Source organism: Mesorhizobium sp. Root157 (assembly GCF_001427385.1).
Classification (GTDB): Bacteria; Pseudomonadota; Alphaproteobacteria; order Rhizobiales; family Rhizobiaceae; genus Mesorhizobium.
Genome location: NZ_LMGJ01000012.1, coordinates 300,658 through 316,083, shown reverse-complemented (window position 1 = coordinate 316,083; position 15,426 = coordinate 300,658). Strand labels below are relative to the sequence as shown.

The window sequence follows — 15,426 nt, the reverse complement described above, 5'->3', positions numbered from 1 at the left end:
AACACTTGGAGCGCGCCAGCCAATCTGAAAGATCGCGACGCGCGCTCAAGACTGGCTCGGTGGCTCAGCCGGCAATCTTCGAGAAATCGGCCACCTGATCTGTCGCCGCGCGGATGCGCGTCAGCAATGCAAGGCGATTGGCCCGCACCGCCAGATCGTCATCGTTGACCAGCACCTGTTCAAAAAATGAATCAACTGGTTCACGCAAAACGCTAAGCGCCAGCATCGCGCCGGAAAAGTCTTCGTTTTGAATCGCTTCGCCAGCTTTCTTCTCGGCCTGATTCACCGCGTCGAACAGGTTTTTCTCCGCGTCTTCCTTGAACAGCGAAGGCTCGACGGAAGCCGCAACGGCGGTGCCTTTCTTCTCCTCGGCGGCGAGGATGTTGGCCGCACGCTTGGTGCCGGCGAGCAGGTTCTTGCCGTCATCGGTCTCAAGGAATTTGCCCAGCGCCTCGACGCGGCGGACGATGGTGAGAAGGTCGTCGGACTTCGGCGTGATCACCGCATCGATCAGGTCGTGCCTTGCGCCTTGATCGCGCAGATAGACCTTCAGGCGGTCATGGAAGAAGGAGAGGAGGTCCTTTTGTTGAGATTTCCACTCGCCGATTTTTGTGTGCCTGACAACCTCCCGACGCTCGAGCACTTCATCATAGCGCGAGTCTCCACCCAGCGAAGCGTCGAGCAGCGAGGCACTTTCAGCTTCATCAGCGAATTCCCTTTCAGCCAGTTCCTCGGCCAGGACTTCGCCAACTTCGACCGCGAGAGGATTCAATTCCAACCTTACCCCATTCTCAACCAGAATCCGGATCACGCCCAGCGCCGCCCTGCGCAGTGCAAATGGGTCCTTCGAGCCGGTAGGCTTCTCGTCAATCGCCCAAAAGCCGACCAGCGTATCCAACTTGTCGGCAAGCGCCACGGCGACCGAAACCGGATCGGTCGGCACGCGGTCGGATGGGCCTTGCGGCTTGTAGTGGTCCTCGATTGCCGCCGCGACCGAGGCATCCTCGCCTTGCAGAAGCGCATACTTACGGCCCATCGCTCCTTGCAGTTCGGGGAACTCGCCGACGATCTCGGTGGTCAGATCGGCCTTGGCCAGCACAGCCGCGCGGGCGGCCAGATCGGGATCGGCGCCGACCAGCGGCGCGATCTCGCACGCCAGTTCGCGGATGCGCTCGACGCGCTCGCCTTGCGTGCCGAGCTTGGCATGGAAGGTGACGCCGAGATGATCGAGCCGCGCCATGCGCTGGTCGAGCGGCTTAGTGAGATCCAGCCCGAACTTTTCGGCCGATGCCTGCAACTGGTCGAGGTCCGGCACATTGGCCTGGTCGGTCTTCCAGAAATGCACCGCGTCGGAGAGGCGCGCCCGCACCACCTTGCCGTTGCCGTAGGCGATCTCCTTGCCGCCGTCCTTCGCCTCGATATTGGCGACGAGCAGGAAGCGGTTGGCGAGGTCCCCGCTCTCGCCTTGCGGGCGCGTAACGAAGCATTTCTGGTTGGCACGGATGGTCAAGCGGATCACCTCGGGCGGAATAGCGAGGAATTCCTTCTCGAATTCGCCAAGCAGCACCACCGGCCATTCGACCAGCCCCGCCACTTCCTCGAGCAAGCCCTCGTCCTCGACCAGATCGAGCCCGTTGGCGAACGCCAGGTTCTTCGCGTCGGCAAGGATGATTTCCTTGCGGCGGTCGGCATCGAGCACAACCTTAGCCGCCTCCAGCTTTGCCGCGTAGTCATCGAAGCGCCTGGCCGTGATTGCGTCCGGCGCATGAAAGCGGTGGCCATAGGTCACGTTGCCCGACCGGATGCCGTCGACCTCGAAGTCGACCACCACCGGCTCCTCGGTTTCCGGCCCGAAGGTGCACAGGATCGATTGCAGCGGCCGCACCCAGCGCAGCGCAGCGCCGCCGCGCCCTTCGACGCCGCCATAACTCATCCCCTTCGGCCCGGAGGCCGCGCCCCAGCGCATCGATTTCGGCCACGGGAAGGACTTGACGATGCCCGGCATCAGGTCCGCGATGATCTCTTCCGCCGCCCTGCCTGGTTTGGAGATGAGGGCGACGTAGAAATCGCCCTTCTTGGCATCGGAATGGACGTGCGCCTCGTCAATCGAGCTTAGCCCGGCCGAGCGAAGAAAACCCTGGACTGCCTGTTCAGGCGCCTTGGTCGACGGCCCCTTGCGCTCTTCGCGAATATCCTTCGAACGTGCGGTCAGCCCACGAATGTCCAGCGCCAGCCGGCGCGGCGTCCAGTATTCACGGGCCGCCTCATAGGTCAGGCCGGCGTCGACCAACCCGTCGGTCACCAGTTTCTTCAGATCGCCCGCCGCCTTGCGCTGCATGCGGGCCGGAATTTCTTCGGAACGAAGTTCAAGCAGAAGGTCGGGCATCAGAGTTTTTCCACCCGCATGCTTTTTCTTGGTTTGCACGCCCTCGCGCCTGCGGCGCTGCGGGGGTGCGGCTGGGCCGGAATTTCCTCTGAGCGAAGTTCAAGAAGCAGATCGGGCATCACGCGGCCTCCCCGACAAGGGAAAAACCGCCGGCGTCGGTCAAAAGGAAGGCTTCGCCGCATGCCTTGGCAAGGTTGCGGACGCGCAGGATGTAGCTTTGCCGCTCGGTCACCGAGATGACGCCGCGCGCATCGAGCAGGTTGAAGACGTGGCTGGCCTTGATGCACTGGTCGTAAGCCGGCAGCACCAGTTTGTGCGGCACATTGCTGCCCGGCAGTGGCGCGCCGGCGGCCAGCAGCGCCAGGCATTCGCCCTCGGCGTCATCGAAATGCTTCAGCAGCATCGCAGTATTGGCGAACTCGAAATTGTGCCGCGAATATTCCTGCTCGCCCTGCAGGAAGACCTCGCCGTACGTCACCTTGTCAGCGCCTTCGCGGCCGTTGAAATTGAGGTCGTAGACGTTGTCGACGCCCTGCACATACATGGCCAGCCGCTCCAGCCCGTAGGTCAGTTCGCCCGCCACCGGCGCGCATTCGATGCCGCAGACCTGCTGAAAGTAAGTGAACTGCGACACCTCCATGCCGTCGCACCAGCATTCCCAGCCAAGCCCCCAGGCGCCCAGCGTCGGGCTTTCCCAATCGTCCTCGACGAAGCGGATGTCGTGCAGCAGCGGATCGACGCCGATCGCCTTCAGCGAGCCAAGGTAAAGCTCCTGCAGATTGTCCGGATTGGGCTTCAGGATCACCTGATACTGGTAGTAGTGCTGCAGCCTGTTGGGGTTTTCACCATAGCGCCCGTCCTTGGGCCGGCGCGAAGGCTGCACATAGGCCGCGTTCCATGCCTTCGGCCCCAGCGCCCGCAGCGTCGTTGCCGGATGAAAGGTACCGGCACCCACTTCCATGTCGTAAGGCTGCAGCACGACGCAACCGTAGTTTGCCCAGTAGTTGTGCAAGGTCAGGATCAGCCCCTGGAACGAGCGGCTGGGATGCATATGGGCGGGAAGGTCGGCGCTCACGGAAATGGCCTCGGCGGCAATGGCAGGATGCGGCTTTCCCTAGTGCCCCTGTCCATGGGCGTCAAGGCAAACGGCCCTTCCCCCGATGCGACAATGGTCGCGACGGACGAGCCACGGATAGCGCGATCGCCTCAAGCGCCCTTCAGTTGTCGGACCTTCCGATCCTCCAATGGGCAGACCGGGTTGTCACCCCTTGGGCGCAGGAACCGGCTTCGGCTTGGTCGGCGGCGTGTCCTGCGCGGTGTTGGCTTCGATCGGCGACAGGCCCTTGGCGAGCTTTTCCTGCACCGAGGCAAGCACGTCCGGTTCCGGCTTCAGGTCACGCGCATAGCTCCACTGGAAGGTCGCTTCCAGCCTGCGGCCGACCCGCCAGTAGGCGTCGCCCAAATGATCGTTGAGCACCGCATCTTCCGGCTTCAGCGACACGGCGCGCTCCAGTTCGCGCACGGCATCCTCGAAGCGGCCCAGCTTGTAATAGGCCCAGCCCAGCGAATCGACGATGTAGCCGTCGCTCGGCCGCAGATCGACGGCCTTCTGGATCATTTCCAGCGCTTCGGTCAGGTTCATGTTCTTGTCGACCCAGGAATAGCCGAGATAATTCATGACCTGCGGCTGCTCGGGGTTGAGTTCGAGCGCCTTGCGGAAATTCGGCTCCGCCTTCGGCCAATCCTTCAGCCGCTCATAGGCGATGCCGCGCTGATAGAAGATATTCCAGTTGGCCGGCTGCGGGTCGGTCAGACGCTCCACTGCCTTGTCGTAGAGGCCGGCGGCGGCGCGGAAATCCTCTTTCGAGGAATAGACCCCGCCCAGCGCCAGATAACCGCGCATTTCGTCGGGGTGCGCCTCGACCAGCTTCTTCAGATGCGCGATCGCCTCGTCGTTGCGGTCCAGATCGGCAAGGTTGAGGCCAAGCTGCAGTTCAGCCACCGCCTTGAGCGGCGAGGTCTCGGGAATGCGCTTGTAGAAGCCGATGGCGCGCTCCCCATCCTTCTGCTGCTCGGCAACGGCCGCCAGTTGCACCAGCGCCGCGTCGCTGTTCGGCTTCAACGCAAGCGCATATTCCAGATAAAGCCGCACGAACGGCTCGCCGCCGCCCCGGTTCAACGCCGTCGCAAGATCGAGGAGTATCTCGGAAGCGCCATCGGCCGGGCCGGCTACCATCGGTTCGACCTTTTCGCCCTTGGTGATCTTTTCGCGCAGCGCCGTGATCTCGACCTTGCCGGTCACGAATGTCTCGGCCTGGTCGAGCACGCCAAGCGCCTTGTCTTTCTCGCCGTTGATGGCCAGGAAACGGGCATAGGCCTCCGCGCAGCGCAGCCAGGTTTCGGGTGCGGCACCGGCAGCAGCCGTGTTCTTCACCGTTGCATCATAGGCTTCGTCGGCCTGTTTCTTCAGGCCCGCGGCGTCGGCGATCAGGGCACGGTGATACGACTTGAACAGGCCGAACCATTCGGGCCCCTGCAGTTTGTCGATATAGGCCATTGCGTCAACGCCATCGCCAGCCCCTGCCCGCGCCCAGCCGGTCATGATGCCGGCGATCAGCCGGTCGAGATCGGCCTGCAACGACAGCTTCAGCCAGTATTCGGCCTTGCCGTAGTCCTTCTTGCGAAACGTATCGATCGCCAGCGCCAGCCGGGAGAAGCGCTCCACATCGGGCACTTCCTTGAGCTTGTCGGCATAGGGCAGCGATTCGTCGAAACGGCCCTGTGCGATCAGCGACAGCATCAGGCTTTGCTGCAGCGAGGTGTCGTCCGGCGCGAACGCCAGCGCCTGCTTGTAGTAGGTGATCGCATTGTCGAGGTCATTGTCGCCCTCGGCAACGCGCGCTGCCAGGAACGCGCCCGAAAATGAAGTGATTTCAATAGGCTTTGCCGCTTCCTTGGCAATGGCGGCTTGGCCTGGAAACACCAGGCCGGTCATCACTGCCAGGCCCGCAAGCCAGAGAACGCGTCTTTGCCGCATCGTATTCCTTTCAGGCGAAAGCGGCCCGGCAACCTGCCTGGACCCGCCGCAACACTTCATGTCGCGGTAAAGCATGGCATTTTTTGGGATCATGCTTCAATCCGCCACCGTGTCACAATCCGGTCAGGCGACAAATGCCTCTCAAAGACCGTGGCGAAACGTGCGAACCGGGGCTGGCGCGAGCGGCCATTTACTTGTGCAATCTCTAATATAAGCGCACTATCTGCGGGTAAGGGAGGGGGCGCTTCGCAGTCAAATCGGGAGGAACCCATGAATGATTTGACCCTCACCACACTCGAGTTCGGGAAGACAACCATCAAGGCCGCGGCGCTTGAAGCCTTGTCAGCGCAGTTGCGCGGCACGGCTTTGCGCAAGGAAGATGCATCCTACGACGAAGCGCGCTCGATCTGGAATGCCATGATCGACCGGCGGCCGGGCCTGATCGTGCGATGCGCCGGCGCTGCCGACGTCGTCAGCGCCGTTCGCTTCGCACACGACAACCGGCTGCTCGTCTCGGTGCGCGGCGGTGGCCACAACATCGCTGGGACAGCGGTCTGCGACGGCGGGCTGATGATCGACCTGTCGCCGATGAAATCGGTGCGTGTCGACGTGGCCGGCCGTCGGGCTACGGTCGAACCCGGCGCGACGCTGGCCGATGTCGACAAGGAGACGCAGGCCTTCCGGCTGGTGGTGCCCACCGGCATCAACTCCACCACCGGCATCGCCGGGCTTACCCTCGGCGGCGGCTTCGGCTGGACGACGCGGAAATTCGGACTGACGCTGGACAACCTGCATTCAGCCGACGTGGTTACAGCCAACGGCGAATTGGTACGCGCCAGCGTGGCGGAAAATCCGGACCTGTTCTGGGCGTTGCGCGGTGGCGGCGGCAATTTCGGCATCGTCACGGCATTCGATTTCCAGCTTCACAAATTCGGCCCGGAAGTGCTGTCCGGCCTCGTCGTTCATCCCTTCGCCGATGTCGAGAACGTCATGCGCGAATATCGGGCCGCTCTCGAAGAAGCTCCGGACGAACTGACCTGCTGGGTGGTGATGCGGCAGGCACCGCCGCTGCCGTTCCTGCCCGCCGAATGGCACGGCAAGGAAGTGGTGGTGCTGGCCATGTGCTATGGCGGCGACCTGGAGGAAGGCGAGAAGGCGACGGCCCGGTTGCGCGGCATCGGCAAGCCGATCGTCGATGTCGTCGCGCCGCACCCGTTCACCGGCTGGCAGCAGGCCTTCGACCCGCTGCTGACGCCCGGCGCCCGCAACTACTGGAAGAGCCACGATTTCATGGATCTGCCGGATCCTGCGGTGGGTGTGCTCGCCTCCGCCATCCGCAAGCTTCCAGGCCCCGAATGCGAAATCTTCGTCGGTCATGTCGGCGGTGCGGCCGGTCGCGTGCCGGCCCATGCCACGGCATTTCCGCAGCGAAGCTCGCATTTCGTCATGAATGTCCATGCGCGCTGGCGCGAGGCCAGCATGGACCAGACCTGCATCGGCTGGGCTCGCGGCATCTACGAAGCGGCCAAACCGTTTGCAGCCGGCACCGCCTACATCAACTTCATGCCGGAAGACGAGGTGGATCGTGTCGAGGCGGCCTATGGCGCGAACTACAGGCGACTGGTCGACATCAAGCGCCGCTACGACCCGATGAACATGTTCCGGATGAACCAGAACGTAAGACCCATGGAAGGGAAGCGCGCGGCGTAACGCAGCCTGGCAGCAGGCGGGGCAATCAGGCTTGCCCCGCCTGCTGCGTTCCTATTCCGCCGGCAGGGCCGGGTGCCGGGCGTCCGTTCGATACTCGGCCCATGCCTGGCGGAGGATCTGCACCGACGAAGTCAGGAAAATGCCGGCCATCAGTGCCGCGACCGCAAGGTCGGGCCATGCCGACGACGTTCCCCACACACCGAGTGCGGCCGCCATCACCACCACATTGCCGATGGCATCGTTGCGTGAGCACAGCCACACCGAGCGCACATTGGCGTCGCCGTCCTTGTACGGCAGCAGGAGCACCACCGATGCAACGTTGGCGGCGAGCGCCAGCAGGGCGATGATGCCCATCACCTCCGCACTCGGCACACCCAGCACCAGTGTCTGATAGACGGTGGAACCGAATACCCAGACCGCCATCAGGCTGAGCGACAGGCCCTTGAACAGTGCCGCCGTCGCCCGTGTGCGCAGGCTTGCCCCAATCACCGCAAGGCTCAAGCCATAGGTCACGGTGTCGGCGAGGAAATCCAGCGCGTCGGCCTTCAGCGCCTGCGAGCCGACAAGCTGTCCCGCCGTCATCTCGGTCAGGAACATGGTGCCGTTGATGGCGATCACGGCCCACAAGATGCGCTTGTAGCGAACATCCATGCCGTCGAACACCGGCACGCCGCCGGAGCAGCAGGCGTCGCCCGACTTCGCGGCGGCCATGTCCTTGGCCGAATGAGAATGCCCATGAGGATGGGAATGGATTGCCGATCGGGTGGCGTCCTCGTGCCCGCAACAATGTTCGCTCATCTTGGTGACTCCTTTTCAAAATCACCGTAATCTCTCTAGTCACTAGAGGATCAAGAGGATTTTCATGGCATTTTCAATCGGCGAACTGGCGCGGCGCGCGGATGTGAAGGTCCCGACCATCCGCTACTACGAGCAGATCGGCCTGATGCCCGAGACATTCCGCACCGAGGGGCAGCAGCGCCGCTATGGAAAGCCCGCTGTCGCCAGGCTCGCCTTCATCCGCCATGCGCGCGAACTCGGCTTCGAGGTGGACGCTATCCGCACGCTGCTGTTGCTCCAGGACGAGCCGGACCAGCCCTGCGCCCAGGCCGACCAGATCGCCAAGGCGCGGCTCAAGGAAGTGGACCAGCGCATCGCCAGCCTGAACGCCTTGCGCAGGGAATTGCACAAGATGATCGAAGGCTGCGCCTGCGGCCGAATCGGCGAATGCCGCGTCATCGAGACGCTGGCGGATCAGACTCACTCGCACAGGGAATGGAAATAACAAGCATCATGGAAAACCTGCAAAACACGATCACCTGTCCGGCCTGCGGTCACCGGGAAACCGAGACCATGCCCACCGACGCTTGCCAGTTCTTCCATGAATGCAATGGCTGCGGCACCCTGCTTAGGCCCAAAGCGGGCGAGTGCTGCGTCTATTGTTCCTACGGGTCGGATGCCTGCCCGCCGGTACAGGCGGCACACAGCAGCGGCGCTACAGAAAACTGCTGCGCCCACTAGCAGCGATTTCAGGAGCTACCTAGCCAGGGTGTGTCGAGATTCAGGTCAGGGTGAGCCGAGAATGGTGGATTTTGAGAACCGGAGCGCAGTGTACGTTTTGGTACATGAGCACCGGAAGCACAGAAAGCCGCCATTTGCAGGCCACCATCACCTGAATCAGCGCGCCTAGTTGACCCGACTGATGCAGAAGTCGATCACATCGATCAGCGCCGATTTCTGCGGCGTGGCGCCCAGCGGCGCCAGCGCATCGCGGGCGATTTCGCCGAAATGCCGCGCGCGGCCGATGGTGTCGGCGATTGCGCCATGGCGAGCCATCAGGCCGATTGCCTTTTCCAGCCCGGCGTCGTCGGCAGCATTGTCCTCGATCGCCGTCTTCCAGAAGGTCCGATCATCAGCTGTGCCGCGCCGATAGGCGAGGATGACGGGCAGCGTCACCTTGCCTTCACGGAAATCGTCGCCGACATTCTTGCCCAGATCCTGGCTCGACCCGCCATAATCCAGGGCATCGTCGATCAACTGGAAGGCGAGGCCGAGGTTCATGCCGTAGGAGCGCAACGCCGCACGATCGTTGCGCGAGGCACTGGCGATCACCGGCCCGACCTCGGCGGCAGCGGAAAACAGTGCTGCGGTCTTGGCCTTGATAACAGCGAAATGCTCGTCCTCGGTGGTTTCGAGGTTCTTGGCGGCCGCAAGCTGCATCACTTCGCCCTCGGCGATGATCGATGCGGCTGACGACAGGATATCGAGCGCGTCCAGCGAGCCGACATCGACCATCATGCGGAAAGCCTGGCCGAGCAGGAAGTCTCCGACCAGCACGCTCGCCTGATTGCCCCAGATCATGCGCGCGGTCTTGTTGCCGCGCCGCATGCCGCTTTCATCCACCACGTCGTCATGCAGCAGCGTTGCCGTGTGCATGAACTCGACGCTTGTCGCGAGCTTGACGTGGCCGTCGCCGGAGTAGCCGAACATCTGCGCCGCAGCCAGCGTCAGCATCGGCCGCAGGCGCTTGCCGCCCGATGAAATCAGGTGATTGGCGACCTCGGGGATCATCTGCACGTCCGAGCCGGCCTTGGACAATATCAACTCATTGACGCGCCCCATGTCCGAAGCGGTCAGATCGATCAGATCCTTGATTGATGCGGCTTCGCGTGTGCCGCCCTCGAGATTGACAACGATACCCAAAAAGCACTCCCGTCCAAATAGCCTTCGACGGCGTCCACCCACCTCTTTTGACTCTAGGGAGATGGCACAAGGACGGCAAGTGGCGAATTGGCGCGGTATGCCGGGTTTGCGTTTGGCCGCCCTATCATTAATCTGCCATGGCAGCAGAGATCGCGAGAGCCACAGTATGATAAAAAACCTCGCTTCACGGCTATGGCGGTCGTTTTCGACGGTCGGCCTGCTCGTCGGCACCTTGTTCTTCGCGGCCTCGTTCACGCCTTCCCTCATTCCCCGCGCCTATCTGGTGCAAGGCGTGCTTTCAGGCTTCGCGTTCGGCGCAGGTTACGGCATCGGCGTCTTCGCATCCTGGCTGTGGACCTATCTGGAACTGCCTACCCCGAAGGGCGGCGTCGGATCGTGGATCAAACGGGTCGCCGCGGCCCTGTGCTCGGTCATCGCCGTGCTGTTCCTGTGGCGTGCCTCAGGCTGGCAGAATTCGATCCGCGACCTGATGCAGATGGAGCCGGTCGACAGTGTCGACCCGCTGCGGATCGCGCTCATCGCCCTTTGCACCTTTGCGCTGCTTCTGGTGATCGGCCGCCTGTTTTTCTTCACGCTTGGCCTGATTGCCGGGCGGCTTGGCGGCTACATACCGCGCCGGGTCGCCAACGTCATCGGCGCCGCCGCAGCACTTGCCGTCTTCGCCAGCCTCGCCAACGGCTTGGTGTTCCGATACGCGCTCTACGTCGCCGATGGTTCCTACCGGGCGTTCGACGAATTGATCGAGCCCGACACCAAGCGGCCGACCGACCCGGACAAGACCGGCAGTTCGGCCTCGCTGCTGAAATGGAACGAGCTTGGCCGCGCCGGGCGCGAATTCGTTGCCTCCGGGCCGTCAGCGCAGGAAATCGGCGCATTCCTCGGGCGCGAGGCACGTGAACCGATCCGCGTTTATGCCGGCCTCAATTCGGCCGAAACGCCTCAAGCCCGCGCCAGGCTTGTCCTGGAAGAACTGAAGCGCGTCGGCGCTTTCGACCGTTCGGTCCTCGTCATCGTTACGCCGACAGGCACCGGCTGGGTCGATCCGGCCGCCATGGATACGCTCGAATATCTGCATGGCGGCGACGTCGCCAGCGCCGCCATCCAGTATTCCTATCTGGCAAGCTGGCTCTCCTTGCTGGTCGAGCCCGGCTATGGCGGCGAAGCTTCGCGCGCCTTGTTCACCGAGATCTACGGCTACTGGACAAGCTTGCCCAAGAACCACCGGCCACAGCTTTATCTCCACGGCCTCAGCCTCGGCGCCATGAACTCGGAGCGGTCGAGCGAGTTGTTCGAAGTGCTTGGCGACCCCTATCAGGGGGCGCTTTGGAGCGGCCCGCCCTTTGCCAGCCGCGTCTGGCGCTCGATCACCGATCGCCGCAACGAAGGCTCGCCGTTCTGGCTGCCCCGCTTCCGGGACGGCTCCTATGTCCGCTTCACCAGCCAGCAGGACGCGCTTGCCCTTCCCAATGCGCACTGGGGGCCGATGCGGGTCGTCTATCTTCAGTATGCCAGCGATTCCGTCACCTTCTTCGACCCGCTGTCGTTCTACCGGGCGCCCGAGTGGATGAGCCAGCCGCGCGGGCCGGACGTGTCGCCGGAATTGCGCTGGTACCCGGTCGTCAGCTTCCTGCAACTTCTGGTCGATATCGCAACCGCCACCACCGCGCCCATGGGCCACGGCCACGTCTATGCGCCGCAGCACTATATCGACGCCTGGGTCGAGGTCACCGATGTCAAGGGCTGGTCCAGCACAAACATCGAAAGGCTCAAGGCCTACTTCCGGCAGCAATGACGAAGGCGCGGCACTGGCGCTGCGGCCTGCCTGCGTTTACATCGGCGCGGCAAACTGCGAACGTCACATCATGATCGAACTTGTCCGCACCAACGACGCCGTCATCATCTCCTTCGTGGAGTCGCTGATGCGCGATGCCGACATCGCCTTTCTGGTCGCCGATCAGAACATGAGCGTGCTGGACGGGTCGCTCGGTATCCTGCCGCGCCGCATCCTCGTCGATGCCGAACAGGCCGACGCCGCGCGCAAGATCCTTACTGATGCCGGCATCGCCAACGAAATCCGCGAACCATGAGCACGCAGGCCGCTTTGGACGTGACGCCGGCCCATACCGTCGATGCCTTCCATCGCGGACGCTTCTGGCTTGTCCAGCCGGCCAGGAGCGGCCATCGCGCCGGCATGGACGCCATGATGCTGGGTGCTGCCGTCCCCTCCGATTTCGCCGGCCGGTTGGCCGATTTCGGCGCCGGGGCCGGTGCTGCCGGCCTTGCCGCACTTACACGCTGCTCCAGCGCCAGCGCCGTCCTGGTCGAGCGCTCGGCGGAAATGGCTGCGTTTGCGGACGCGACGCTGGCCCATCCCGCCAACGCCCATCTCGGTCACCGCGCCTCGGTGCTTCGCGCCGATGTGACGCTGAGCGGTGCCGCCCGCAACGCCGCCGGCCTTGCCGACAATTCCTTCGACTTCGTCGTCATGAACCCGCCCTTCAATGCGGCATGGGACCGGGCAACCCCGGATGACCTCAAACGGCAAGCGCATGTGATGGAAGACGGCCTGTTCGAGCGCTGGGTGCGCAGTGCCGCCGCCGTCACCCGCCCGCGCGGCGGCATTGCCATCATCGCACGCCCCGAATCCTTGCGCCCGATCCTCGACGCGCTGACCGGCCGCTTCGGCAACACCGAACTGAAGGCCGTGCACCCGCGCGCCGACGCTGCCGCCATCCGCATCGTGGTACGCAGCACTCGCGGCGCGCGCGGCAAGCTTTCGATCTGCCCCGCCCTTGTCCTGCACGACATGCCGGGCGAGGGCTTTTCCCAACATACCGACATGATCAACAACGGTATGGCGTCGCTTTTCGGCGATTGACGGGCGCGGCAGCATTGCCGTTCCCGTGCGAATGCCTACATGCCTCGCACGATCATGGAGACATCTGCCTTGAAGCGCCTCATCAACCGCATGCTGCCGAAATCCTGGCGTTCGAGCGTCGTCACCATTCCGGTCGTGCGCCTGCACGGCGCCATCATGGCCGGCGGCGGCCAGTTACGGCCTTCGCTTTCGCTCGCCTCCAGCGCCGGCCTGATCGAGAAGGCCTTCGCCTTCGACGCGCCGGCAGTTGCGTTCTCCGTCAACTCGCCGGGCGGCTCGCCGGTGCAATCGCGCCTCATCTTCAAGCGCATTCGCGACCTTGCCGTGGAGAAGAACAAGAAAGTGCTGATGTTCGTCGAGGACGTCGCGGCTTCCGGAGGCTACATGATCGCGGCTGCCGGCGACGAGATCATCGCCGACCCCTCCTCCATCGTCGGCTCGATCGGCGTCGTATCGGCCTCGTTCGGTTTCCCCGAACTGATGAAGAAGATCGGCGTCGAGCGCCGTGTCCACACCGCCGGCAACAACAAATCGGTGCTCGACCCCTTCAAACCGGAAAAGAAGGAAGACATCGAGCGGCTGAAGGCGCTGCAACTCGAAGTCCACGACACCTTCATCGATCTGGTCAAGAGCCGGCGCGGCGCCAAGCTCAAGGACGACCCCGATATGTTCACCGGCCTGTTCTGGACCGGCAAGAAGGGGCTGGAACTCGGCCTTGTCGATGCGCTGGGCGACATGCGCTCGGTGCTGAAGGCGCGCTACGGACCCAAGACCCAGGTCAAGCTGATCAGCGCCCAGCGCGGCCTGCTTTCGCGCTTCACGCCGTTCGGCTCGAAAATCTCGGCATCCCAAATTGCCGCGTCCGCCGCCGAAGGCCTCATCGATGCGGCACAAGAACGCGCGCTGTGGTCGCGCTTCGGTCTTTGAAAAGCCGCGGGAAACCATTAGGATGACAAGCTACCCGACCCAATCGGCCTCGCGTGCCGACGCTGTGCCGGAGGAGTTTTGAGATGCCGCAGATCATTTTCTTCACGGCCGTCGGCCTTGTCGCCTATGTCGGCTACCGGACCTTCATCAAGGAGGCCGAGCGCGTGACGGCGAAAATCCGCCGCGCCGAGAAACAGGCTGCCAACGGCGCTACCGGCACGCTGGTCAAGGATCCCGAAACAGGCGAATACCGGCTGTCGAAGGATTGAGCGTGCCCCAGCCTGCGATCGTGCCGGCAGTGTCGGCGGCCAGTGTCGCGCTGGCGCCGGCCAAGATTAATCTGGCCTTGCATGTGACGGGCCGCCGCTCCGACGGCTATCACGACATCGAAAGCCTGGCGGTGTTCACCCGCTTCGGCGACCGTATCCATCTGGAACCGGCGGCCGCGCACGAATTTTCGATCACCGGTCCTTTCGGCGGCGACCTCGCCGCTGATGACACCAACCTCGTCATTCGCGCTCGCGACGCGTTGCGGCGGGCCTGCCTTGGCCGATCAGGTGACGGCTTGCGCTCCTCATCACACCCCTCTGGCTTCCCACCCGTCTCCATCCGGCTTGAGAAAAACCTGCCCGTCGCCTCAGGCGTCGGTGGCGGATCGAGTGACGCGGCTGCCGTCCTCAAGGCACTGAACCAGATGTGGAACTGCGGCCTTGGAGAGCATGAACTGGCCGAAATCGCCCGTTCCCTCGGCGCCGACGTTCCCATGTGCCTGTCCGCCCGCCCGCTGCTTGCCAAGGGCATCGGCGACCTCGTCGAGCCTGTCGCGGATTTTCCGGCCCTGGCGCTGGTCCTCGTCAATCCGGGCGTTGCCGTTTCGACCCCGGACGTCTTCGAAAAACTTGAACGGCGCGACAACGAAAACCTGCCGCCGCTTCCTTCGAAAGTGGATTTCCATTCGCTTCGGAATTGGTTGGAAACGACGCACAACCACCTCGAACCCGCAGCCCGCAGCATCCAGCCGGTGATCGGTCAAGCGCTGGCCGCGCTGAACAAGGCCGGTTCCGGATTTTCGCGCATGTCGGGTTCCGGCGCGACCTGCTTTGGCCTGTTCGAAACCGGCAACGTCGCCAAGCGCGCCGCCGTTTCCATCAGGGCCAAGCACCCGACCTGGTTCGTTGCCGCAACGCGCAGCATGGCATGGGAGGCCAACGACGATGGCGACGCCTAGCGAGGTCCGTACCTTTATCCCGGTGCGCATCGCGGTGCTGACCGTGTCGGATTCCCGCACGCCCGCCGACGACAAGTCAGGCCAGACGCTGGCCGACCGCATCGTGGAAGCCGGCCATGTGCTGGCGGCGCGCGACATCGTCACCGACGACAAGGACAAGATCCGCGACAAGGTGCTTGCGTGGTCGAAGGACGGCGGCATCGATGTCGTCATCACCACCGGCGGCACCGGCTTCACCGGACGCGACGTCACACCGGAAGCGCTCGAAGCCATCTTTGAAAAGCGCATGGATGGCTTCTCCGAAGTCTTCCACCGCATCTCCTTCGACAAGATCGGCACATCCACGATCCAGTCACGCGCCACCGGCGGCGTCGTCAACGCCACATTCGTGTTCGTGCTGCCCGGCTCGCCGGGCGCCTGCAAGGATGCCTGGGACAGCATCCTGAAGGCCCAGCTCGACTATCGGCACATGCCCTGCAATTTCGTGGAAATCATGCCCCGGCTGGACGAGCATCTGCGCCGCGGCGGCAAATAGCACG

At 63.5% G+C, this 15,426-nt stretch carries 15 protein-coding genes; 10 read left to right on the top strand and 5 right to left on the bottom strand.

Annotation, left to right across the window (positions count from 1 at the left end; translation table 11 throughout):
• Nucleotides 1-64: 64 nt before the first annotated feature.
• The 3 genes from glyS to ASD64_RS09500 all read right to left on the bottom strand — a co-directional run bounded on the left by glyS (nucleotide 65) and on the right by ASD64_RS09500 (nucleotide 5,423).
• Entirely contained in the window at nucleotides 65-2,386 is a 2,322-nt protein-coding gene (gene glyS, locus ASD64_RS09510) for a glycine--tRNA ligase subunit beta (protein WP_056104163.1), read from the bottom strand.
• A gap of 118 nt (nucleotides 2,387-2,504) precedes the next feature.
• Nucleotides 2,505-3,437: a glycine--tRNA ligase subunit alpha gene (locus ASD64_RS09505; protein WP_413813596.1), complete on the bottom strand. Its 933-nt coding sequence runs from the start codon at nucleotides 3,435-3,437 to the stop codon at nucleotides 2,505-2,507.
• Nucleotides 3,438-3,647: 210 nt separating this feature from the next.
• A complete protein-coding gene (locus ASD64_RS09500) occupies nucleotides 3,648-5,423 on the bottom strand; it encodes a tetratricopeptide repeat protein (RefSeq protein WP_056105006.1) in 1,776 nt (591 codons plus the stop codon).
• A gap of 270 nt (nucleotides 5,424-5,693) precedes the next feature.
• On the opposite strand from ASD64_RS09500, the gene ASD64_RS09495 reads away from it, so the two are divergent.
• Nucleotides 5,694-7,133, top strand: a complete 1,440-nt coding sequence (locus tag ASD64_RS09495) for an FAD-binding oxidoreductase (protein WP_056104159.1) — start codon at nucleotides 5,694-5,696, stop codon at nucleotides 7,131-7,133.
• 51 nt (nucleotides 7,134-7,184) lie between these two features.
• Here ASD64_RS09495 and ASD64_RS09490 read toward each other — a convergent pair whose 3' ends face one another.
• Entirely contained in the window at nucleotides 7,185-7,931 is a 747-nt protein-coding gene (locus tag ASD64_RS09490) for a cation transporter (RefSeq protein WP_056104155.1), read from the bottom strand.
• A gap of 64 nt (nucleotides 7,932-7,995) precedes the next feature.
• Between ASD64_RS09490 and ASD64_RS09485 the strand changes: the two genes are divergently transcribed.
• Both ASD64_RS09485 and ASD64_RS21665 read left to right on the top strand, forming a co-directional pair.
• The gene (locus ASD64_RS09485) at nucleotides 7,996-8,415 is read left to right on the top strand and encodes a MerR family transcriptional regulator (protein ID WP_056104152.1); all 420 of its coding nucleotides are present in this window, start codon (nucleotides 7,996-7,998) and stop codon (nucleotides 8,413-8,415) included.
• Nucleotides 8,416-8,423: 8 nt separating this feature from the next.
• On the top strand, nucleotides 8,424-8,651 hold the full coding sequence (locus tag ASD64_RS21665; protein WP_244480749.1) for a GDCCVxC domain-containing (seleno)protein: 228 nt from the start codon (nucleotides 8,424-8,426) through the stop codon (nucleotides 8,649-8,651).
• A 165-nt stretch (nucleotides 8,652-8,816) separates the two neighbouring features.
• Here ASD64_RS21665 and ASD64_RS09480 read toward each other — a convergent pair whose 3' ends face one another.
• A complete protein-coding gene (locus tag ASD64_RS09480) occupies nucleotides 8,817-9,833 on the bottom strand; it encodes a polyprenyl synthetase family protein (RefSeq protein WP_056104147.1) in 1,017 nt (338 codons plus the stop codon).
• A 166-nt stretch (nucleotides 9,834-9,999) separates the two neighbouring features.
• On the opposite strand from ASD64_RS09480, the gene ASD64_RS09475 reads away from it, so the two are divergent.
• The 7 genes from ASD64_RS09475 (at nucleotide 10,000) to moaB (ending at nucleotide 15,422) form a co-directional block, all read left to right on the top strand.
• The gene (locus ASD64_RS09475) at nucleotides 10,000-11,646 is read left to right on the top strand and encodes an alpha/beta hydrolase (protein ID WP_056104144.1); all 1,647 of its coding nucleotides are present in this window, start codon (nucleotides 10,000-10,002) and stop codon (nucleotides 11,644-11,646) included.
• 70 nt (nucleotides 11,647-11,716) lie between these two features.
• Nucleotides 11,717-11,941, top strand: coding sequence for a DUF2007 domain-containing protein (locus ASD64_RS09470; RefSeq protein WP_056104141.1), 225 nt, complete (start codon nucleotides 11,717-11,719; stop codon nucleotides 11,939-11,941).
• Complete coding sequence (locus ASD64_RS09465) at nucleotides 11,938-12,732, top strand: tRNA1(Val) (adenine(37)-N6)-methyltransferase (protein WP_056104139.1); 795 nt, start codon at nucleotides 11,938-11,940, stop codon at nucleotides 12,730-12,732. Before ASD64_RS09470 ends, ASD64_RS09465 begins: the two co-directional genes overlap by 4 nt.
• A 69-nt stretch (nucleotides 12,733-12,801) precedes the next feature.
• Nucleotides 12,802-13,659: a S49 family peptidase gene (locus ASD64_RS09460; protein ID WP_056105005.1), complete on the top strand. Its 858-nt coding sequence runs from the start codon at nucleotides 12,802-12,804 to the stop codon at nucleotides 13,657-13,659.
• Nucleotides 13,660-13,742: 83 nt separating this feature from the next.
• A complete protein-coding gene (locus ASD64_RS09455; protein ID WP_056104136.1) occupies nucleotides 13,743-13,928 on the top strand; it encodes a hypothetical protein in 186 nt (61 codons plus the stop codon).
• 2 nt (nucleotides 13,929-13,930) lie between these two features.
• Nucleotides 13,931-14,887: a 4-(cytidine 5'-diphospho)-2-C-methyl-D-erythritol kinase gene (locus tag ASD64_RS09450; RefSeq protein ID WP_244480748.1), complete on the top strand. Its 957-nt coding sequence runs from the start codon at nucleotides 13,931-13,933 to the stop codon at nucleotides 14,885-14,887.
• Nucleotides 14,874-15,422 carry a molybdenum cofactor biosynthesis protein B gene (gene moaB, locus ASD64_RS09445; RefSeq protein WP_056104133.1) on the top strand — a complete coding sequence of 183 codons (549 nt, stop codon included), beginning with the start codon at nucleotides 14,874-14,876 and terminating at the stop codon, nucleotides 15,420-15,422. Before ASD64_RS09450 ends, moaB begins: the two co-directional genes overlap by 14 nt.
• Nucleotides 15,423-15,426 lie beyond the last annotated feature (4 nt).

Bases quoted from the DNA above. Each gene is read 5' to 3' on its own strand.
- ASD64_RS09465 (WP_056104139.1), top strand. From the start codon at position 11,938: ATGAGCACGCAGGCCGCTTTGGACGTGACGCCGGCCCATACCGTCGAT.
- moaB (WP_056104133.1), top strand. From the start codon at position 14,874: ATGGCGACGCCTAGCGAGGTCCGTACCTTTATCCCGGTGCGCATCGCG.
- glyS (WP_056104163.1), bottom strand. From the start codon at position 2,386: ATGCCCGACCTTCTGCTTGAACTTCGTTCCGAAGAAATTCCGGCCCGC.
- ASD64_RS09485 (WP_056104152.1), top strand. From the start codon at position 7,996: ATGGCATTTTCAATCGGCGAACTGGCGCGGCGCGCGGATGTGAAGGTC.
- ASD64_RS21665 (WP_244480749.1), top strand. From the start codon at position 8,424: ATGGAAAACCTGCAAAACACGATCACCTGTCCGGCCTGCGGTCACCGG.
- ASD64_RS09475 (WP_056104144.1), top strand. From the start codon at position 10,000: ATGATAAAAAACCTCGCTTCACGGCTATGGCGGTCGTTTTCGACGGTC.
- ASD64_RS09455 (WP_056104136.1), top strand. From the start codon at position 13,743: ATGCCGCAGATCATTTTCTTCACGGCCGTCGGCCTTGTCGCCTATGTC.
- ASD64_RS09505 (WP_413813596.1), bottom strand. From the start codon at position 3,437: ATGCATCCCAGCCGCTCGTTCCAGGGGCTGATCCTGACCTTGCACAAC.
- ASD64_RS09495 (WP_056104159.1), top strand. From the start codon at position 5,694: ATGAATGATTTGACCCTCACCACACTCGAGTTCGGGAAGACAACCATC.
- ASD64_RS09490 (WP_056104155.1), bottom strand. From the start codon at position 7,931: ATGAGCGAACATTGTTGCGGGCACGAGGACGCCACCCGATCGGCAATC.
- ASD64_RS09470 (WP_056104141.1), top strand. From the start codon at position 11,717: ATGATCGAACTTGTCCGCACCAACGACGCCGTCATCATCTCCTTCGTG.
- ASD64_RS09500 (WP_056105006.1), bottom strand. From the start codon at position 5,423: ATGCGGCAAAGACGCGTTCTCTGGCTTGCGGGCCTGGCAGTGATGACC.